9 protein-coding genes are annotated in these 6,059 nt (G+C 38.3%); all 9 read left to right on the top strand.

The window, feature by feature from the left end; genetic code table 11:
• Nucleotides 1–250 (top strand): hypothetical protein (locus tag QMA01_RS18070; protein WP_290215619.1); only part of this gene is annotated, 250 nt, incomplete at its 5' end.
• 119 nt (nt 251–369) lie between these two features.
• Nucleotides 370–876: a DUF3916 domain-containing protein gene (locus QMA01_RS18065; protein WP_290215618.1), complete on the top strand. Its 507-nt coding sequence runs from the start codon at nt 370–372 to the stop codon at nt 874–876.
• A 126-nt stretch (nt 877–1,002) separates the two neighbouring features.
• Nucleotides 1,003–1,470, top strand: coding sequence for a hypothetical protein (locus QMA01_RS18060; RefSeq protein ID WP_191716957.1), 468 nt, complete (start codon nt 1,003–1,005; stop codon nt 1,468–1,470).
• A gap of 251 nt (nt 1,471–1,721) precedes the next feature.
• On the top strand, nt 1,722–1,904 hold the full coding sequence (locus QMA01_RS18055; protein ID WP_290215617.1) for a hypothetical protein: 183 nt from the start codon (nt 1,722–1,724) through the stop codon (nt 1,902–1,904).
• A 130-nt stretch (nt 1,905–2,034) separates the two neighbouring features.
• Nucleotides 2,035–2,598: a tyrosine-type recombinase/integrase gene (locus tag QMA01_RS18050; RefSeq protein ID WP_290215616.1), complete on the top strand. Its 564-nt coding sequence runs from the start codon at nt 2,035–2,037 to the stop codon at nt 2,596–2,598.
• A 375-nt stretch (nt 2,599–2,973) separates the two neighbouring features.
• Nucleotides 2,974–3,990 (top strand): replication initiation protein, encoded by a 1,017-nt coding sequence (locus QMA01_RS18045; RefSeq protein ID WP_290215615.1) that lies wholly within the window; start codon nt 2,974–2,976, stop codon nt 3,988–3,990.
• Nucleotides 3,991–3,996: 6 nt separating this feature from the next.
• On the top strand, nt 3,997–4,401 hold the full coding sequence (locus QMA01_RS18040; RefSeq protein ID WP_290215614.1) for a hypothetical protein: 405 nt from the start codon (nt 3,997–3,999) through the stop codon (nt 4,399–4,401).
• Nucleotides 4,402–4,662: 261 nt separating this feature from the next.
• Complete coding sequence (gene mobV / locus QMA01_RS18035; RefSeq protein ID WP_290215613.1) at nt 4,663–5,739, top strand: MobV family relaxase; 1,077 nt, start codon at nt 4,663–4,665, stop codon at nt 5,737–5,739.
• Between the two features lie 122 nt (nt 5,740–5,861).
• Nucleotides 5,862–6,059: MerR family transcriptional regulator (locus QMA01_RS18030; protein WP_290215612.1), on the top strand; the 198-nt coding region annotated here is incomplete at its 3' end.

The following is a 6,059-nucleotide window of genomic DNA, read 5'->3' as shown; positions in this document are numbered from 1 at the left end:
AATTCAGCATCAGCAACAAACGATTGATCAGATGGCGCAAAGCATTCAAAAGCAAGAAGAGCAAAATGGGCAGATTTTAGAGGAAGTGAAAATGCTGAAAGGGAGTTTGCAGCCACTGGATGCCCCTTCGTCCAATCAACCAAAGATAGAGAGCGTAGAATCGTTCTCACAGGAGCCAGAAAGCGAACCAGAAACGGTCATGCCTAAAAAAGACACCCGAGGTTTATGGGCAAGGATCTGGAACAAATAAAGGGTACTGTTTTAGCGAAAACGAATGTAACTTATGTGCAGTTAAGTTACATTCAATTCTAATAAAATTGGTTCGTATTAATTTCAGCACATGATACTGAAAGTGGGGAGAAATTATAGATGCGCGAGAAAAAAGTTCGAGGGATTAAGCGGAAGACTGAGGATATGGTCAACCTAATTGAAGAATACACAATGGCGTTTCCAACGGAATTTTACAACGGTTACTGGCATTTACGCTTACCGGTTGGGCAAGGCTTTATCAGTTCCGATAAAACTCCTCGGAAGGTCAAACGGCTGTGCATTCAAATGCTATTGGATCGTGCAGAATATCTTAAAGAATTACAGCCACATGATGACGAGAAATATCGTGTAGTGGTCTTAATTGACTTGCCTGGTTTATGGAATTCACAAATCATCATCTTCAAAGGGGAAGATTATTTTAACGAATTCTTTAACAGGGATAGCGACTACTACAAGTGGATTCCTCTTTCGGCTAACAGAAACATTCAAACTGAATGGGGGTTAGCCATTCCGGACGATCTAGCCATAGCAGGTTTTAAAGAAGTTATTGATGATGAAGATGGGTATTTTGAAAGTGAAATTTGGTTTGTAGGGGAACTCGAATAAACTAAGGAGCATTTTTAATCAGAAAAAAATTCTAAATGAAAAGGATGTGAATGTAACTTAATGTGAATTAAGTTACATTCACTTTCCCGAAAGAATTACAGCGGAAAATGAATATAGGAGGTTGTTATGGAAAAACTCTATACAAAGAGAGATTTAGAAAACCTGGAAGATCGGTTTGAATTTTTATTTCCAGTTCCTTATGAATCGGATACGATACCAGACAGATTGAAGGAAATGCGAAAAGTTTCTTTTGACGCAATCACTAGCCAGTTAATCCAGAACGATTTTTCTTTGATTGTATGTATTCCCCACCTGCCAGTAGTTAAAGTATTAAAGCAAGCCGAAGTGCTTAGTACAAGCCATTCGTTTAGGTTCTTAAGAATACCGTCTCAAACTTACAATTCTGCCATCGAAGAATTTTTAATGGAAAACTCTACTGACTTAAAGTTTTTTTGGATAAAGGATATTCAGAAGTTGCAGTTCGAGTTGCCAAAAACCAGTTACGAAAGAATAAAACTAGTGAACATGAATCAAAATGAAATTTATAGTTTTTGGCTAGAAGATCGAGAATGTACAATTGCAACGTGGAATTAAATGCGTCTTGCCAATGCCTTATTTAAAATCTTTTCTTTTGACTTTACTTAATAAAATAGCCGAAAAACGAATGTAACTTAATGCTAATTAAGTTACATTCAAAACCCCCACTCTATTGACTTTCCAAGAAAAACAAGCGAAACTAAATTTATCATAAAAAAAGATACATTCAAATCGTTGATTTTATTGAGCTCAAGATTCGAAAATAGATAGTTAAAGAAATGAACTAGATTTTAGAAAGGAGTGATTTTATGAACAGCATACTCGGTCTATCGATTCTACTTTTCTTTCTGTTTTTGGCCATCCTGGTGATTGTCATTATTTTCTTTGTCGCAAAACGGGCCAGCAGTTCAAAAAAATCAACAGAGGAAAATCGAATTCAAGTATTAGAAGAAGAAAACAGAAGACTAAAGGAAACTCAAAGACATCCATAAGCTTTTTAAACACGGGCTCGCCTTTCCTTGGTGGCGCTCTTTTTTCTTTTGACCGAAATGCCTTTCGTAGTTCGCTACATACGGCAATGAGCCACTAAAAACACAGCAATCAACCAAAAGGAGTTCTCGCATGAGTAAACAAAGCGAAATCAAAGATGTGCAGCCGATCCGGTCCTTAGAAAAAATCGAGGATATGAAATGGAGCTTGAAGAAGTGGTGCAGTGAACGGGATTACATTTTGTTTCTTCTGGGCATCAATTCGGGCTTGCGTGTCGGCGATTTATTAGCCATCAAAACGAGCGAGATCCAGGGCAAGCAAGTGGTGTCGTTGCGTGAAGGAAAGACCGGAAAACGGCGCACAATTCACCTCGGCAACATTTACGACGAACTGGATGCCTATATTCGGACGTTAGAGGGCGCTGAGTGGCTTTTTCCCAGTCGAAAGGGAAATAGTCCAATTACGCGCGTTCAAGCGTACAGACAGCTTCAGAAGTCCGCACAGATGGTTGATATCACCGTAGGCATTGGCACGCATACTTTGCGCAAAACATTCGGCTACTGGCATTACAAGCAGTTCCGGGACATTGCCGAGCTGCAGAATATCTTGAATCATGCGCATCCACAGATTACCTTGCGTTATATTGGTATCACCGATGAACAGATCGAGAGTAATTTAAAAGCATTTCGTTTGTAAAACTCCCAGTATGCTTCTGCGGAGTTTTTTGTTTGCTATTTTTTCTAGCAATGAACTTGATCTGTATTTTGTTCTTTTCTTCTTTCTTTTCATTTTTTCAAAATGAAATTTTGCCTATATATATATTATCTTTTAAAAGATTAATTATATTAGTTATATTTAGGAGTGCCCTTGCGCCTTAGAGCCATAAGGGTTTGAAAGTTTAAAAACGTTTTTTTTATCCCTTCACTACGTTTTTTTTATCCCTTCACTACGTTTTTTTTATCCCTTTAGTAAGATTTGCTTCGAAATCAAACTTATTATTGAATACTAATGCGATTAGATATATAGTTGAACTTAATAAAAGGGATAAATTAGTCTTAGTGAGGTGATAGAATGGCTAGAGTTAACAGTAAAAAAGCTTTAATTAGCTATGAAAACAGTATTGAAAAGAGCAGAGAAATTTCAATGTCTAAGCTGAGTCAGGGATTAACCTTAAATCAAATGCAATTGCTGGCATATGCCATTTTTTCTACTCAGCGTAATGGAAAGACAGAGTTCCATAAAGCAGATTTTGAAAAGAAATTCGGAATTGAAAAATACCAAACCATTCACGCGAAACAAGATGTACAAAAAATTTCAGTATTACAATTTTCAATTGAGGATTTAGATAATGACTATTTTGAGTACTGGAATGTATTTAGCTCAATTAAATATAAAACAGGTTTATTTACTTTCCGATGGAATGAAGAGTTCGTACCTCATATTTTGGAGTTGAAAGATAAATTTGTAACGACTGATTTAACAATCACTTCTCAATTTAAAAGTGGATTCTCATGGACTCTTTACGACTTTATCAAGGCACATCACGGTTATTGGCATAAACCTATTTCAAAAGATGCTCTTATGCGATTATTTGGTGTAGCAGATAAAAAAACTTACCAAAAAAATACCGGGGACTTTAAAAAAATGGTGCTTGATGTTGCGATTAGAGAAATTAATAAATATACGGAATTAGAGGTTAGATACAATGTCGAAAAAGAAGGGCGTGCAATTGTAGGCTTTGATTTAATTTGGTCTAACGGACAAAAATTAACCAGTGCAACAAAGAAACAGATCAAAGAAATCAAAAACATTGTTGATATTGTTTTTGAAGACATGTTCGATTATATGAATCTGGATAATGAAACCGATAGGATGCGTGCAAGAGATTTAATTCTAGAAATAGAAAATATGAGAGAATTTACAAGTGAAACTATTTCTATTACTAGCGAAAAAGCGAATAATTTAATTCAAAAAGCTGTGTGGAATTTTAGAGAATTAAATGGCCTACTCAAAAAAAATCATAGAGTTCTATCAAATGGATCATTAAAGAAAGTGGAATTTTATAATTGGCTTGAAGAAAGGGATTGATTTAAATTGGAGACCAAAATTGTAAGTTTAAAGCGGAACACTCCTCGCCTTTTCAATGCTGATGAAAAATTTTGGAGTAACGTTAAATATGTAATTTTCTATAACACTCATATTGAAATCAAATTAAAACGAGGACGTTCTGCTAATTATCTTCGTGATGGTTTTTTTCAGGCGCTTCAAGATCCTAGCCAACTTTATACTGAGCACGAAAAATTATCGATTTATAAAGAATATGGTTGTGCTTATCGATTTCCTAAAGAATGCGAAAGCTATTTATCTTCGTTTTATAATGCAGCTGAAAAAAGAGGACTTATAGAACCTAGAAGAAATGAAATTGCTAGCGAAACAATCAATAAGAAAGTTGCAAAATATCGAGAAGAAAATGAATCTTTAAAAAAGAAAAGCCGATAAACGGTAATTTCTTTTTTGCTGTTGACCTACGGAAAAGATAGCCGAAGCCGGCTGTCTTTTTTTGCTGTTGAACTACTGGGGAATGAACGTCCATCGAGGACGATCGGCCCCATGCTTTTGACTTCGGGTGGTGCATCCGGAGGGATGCTGCCACTTGCCTTTGACCTTCGGTCTTACCCTCGGAGAGCACACCTTTATGGAATAAAGTATAGTGTGCTATACTTTACATGGAAGTTGACCGAATTATGGGGGTGCGTTCTTTTGAGTTTTGCTGTGGTACGGATGCAGAAAATGAAGAGCCCGGATCTAAAGGGCATGCAATTTCACAACCAGCGAGAACGGGAAAGTCGGACGAATCCCGACATCGACCCGGACCGTGCGCACTTGAATTATGATTTGCTCCATCAAGAAAAAATTGACTACAACAAACAAGTGAAAGAAATCATCGAGAGCCAAAAAGTGAGCGAACGGAAAACCCGAAAAGATGCCGTGCTCGTCAATGAGCTGCTGGTGACTTCGGACCGGAAATTTTTTGATGGGTTAGATCCGGCTGAACAGAAACGGTTTTTCGAGGAAAGCCATAAATTGTTCTCCGAACGCTATGGCAAACAAAATATCGCGTATGCGACGGTTCACAACGACGAGAAAACGCCTCACATGCATTTAGGCGTCGTGCCGATGCGTGACGGCAAACTCCAGGGCAAGAATGTCTTTAACCGGCAGGAATTGCAGTGGATGCAGGAAGAATTCCCAAAACACATGCAAAGTGTTGGTTTTGATGTCGAACGGGGCATTGCCTCTGACCGGAAACACATCGAAATGAGCCGTTTTAAGGCATTGACGCTCAACGAAGAGATTAAAACCCTCGAGAAGGAAACCGAAGCCCTTAGAAACGCCCTGACGGCTTCTAAGAAGGTCGATGAGCTTCAAGTCAGCAAACCATCTCTCTTTGACCGGAACCACGTGAAATTGCCGATAGAAGACTTTGAGGCACTTAAGGCAAGAGCCAAGGCCACGGAAGCTGTCGAAAGCACCATTGAAGCGCATGAGAAGCGTTTTGACGATATGGTCGATAACGTGATCGCCAGCGACCGGGCACTGGACCAAGAACGGGAAAAAGCAGAACGGCTGCAGAAAGAAAATAGCCAGCTCAAACAAGAGAATCGGGAATTGCAGAAAGAAAACACAGACTTAAAAAGCAAGTTGATCGTTTTTATGGAGTTTGCTAAAACGCAAATGAGTAAATTTAAAGAGTGGCAGGCTGAACGTCAACAAGAAAAAGCACAGCAGCGCGAACGAAACATTGCTAGAAAAAGAGACCAGGAGTTGGAGCGTTAAGCCAACATCGGTCTCTTTTTTATTTTCATTCCGTAGATTTTTTGAAAAATATTCTTTAGAAAAATTAAGCTGTCCAAATTGGATAGCGTCCTTTACGATGAAAGAAAAGGAGGGGATCAGCGATGACCTTTCATGCACCAGAAGATATTGCAACTGTTCTCAACATCAAACCGTCAACGCTTCGCAAGTATTCGTTATTGCTCGAACAAAGTGGCTATCTCTTCAAAAAAAATGCCCAGGGTCATCGGTGGTATACCGATACAGACCTTATGGCTTTAAGGAAGTTCATAACGCTCAAGGATAGCAGTGGAATGACTTTA

It is taken from the genome of Planococcus notacanthi, from assembly GCF_030407825.1.
Taxonomy (GTDB): Bacteria; Bacillota; Bacilli; order Bacillales_A; family Planococcaceae; genus Planococcus; species Planococcus notacanthi.
Note: the sequence above shows the minus strand (reverse complement) of the source record. Positions and strands in the feature narration are given on the sequence as shown.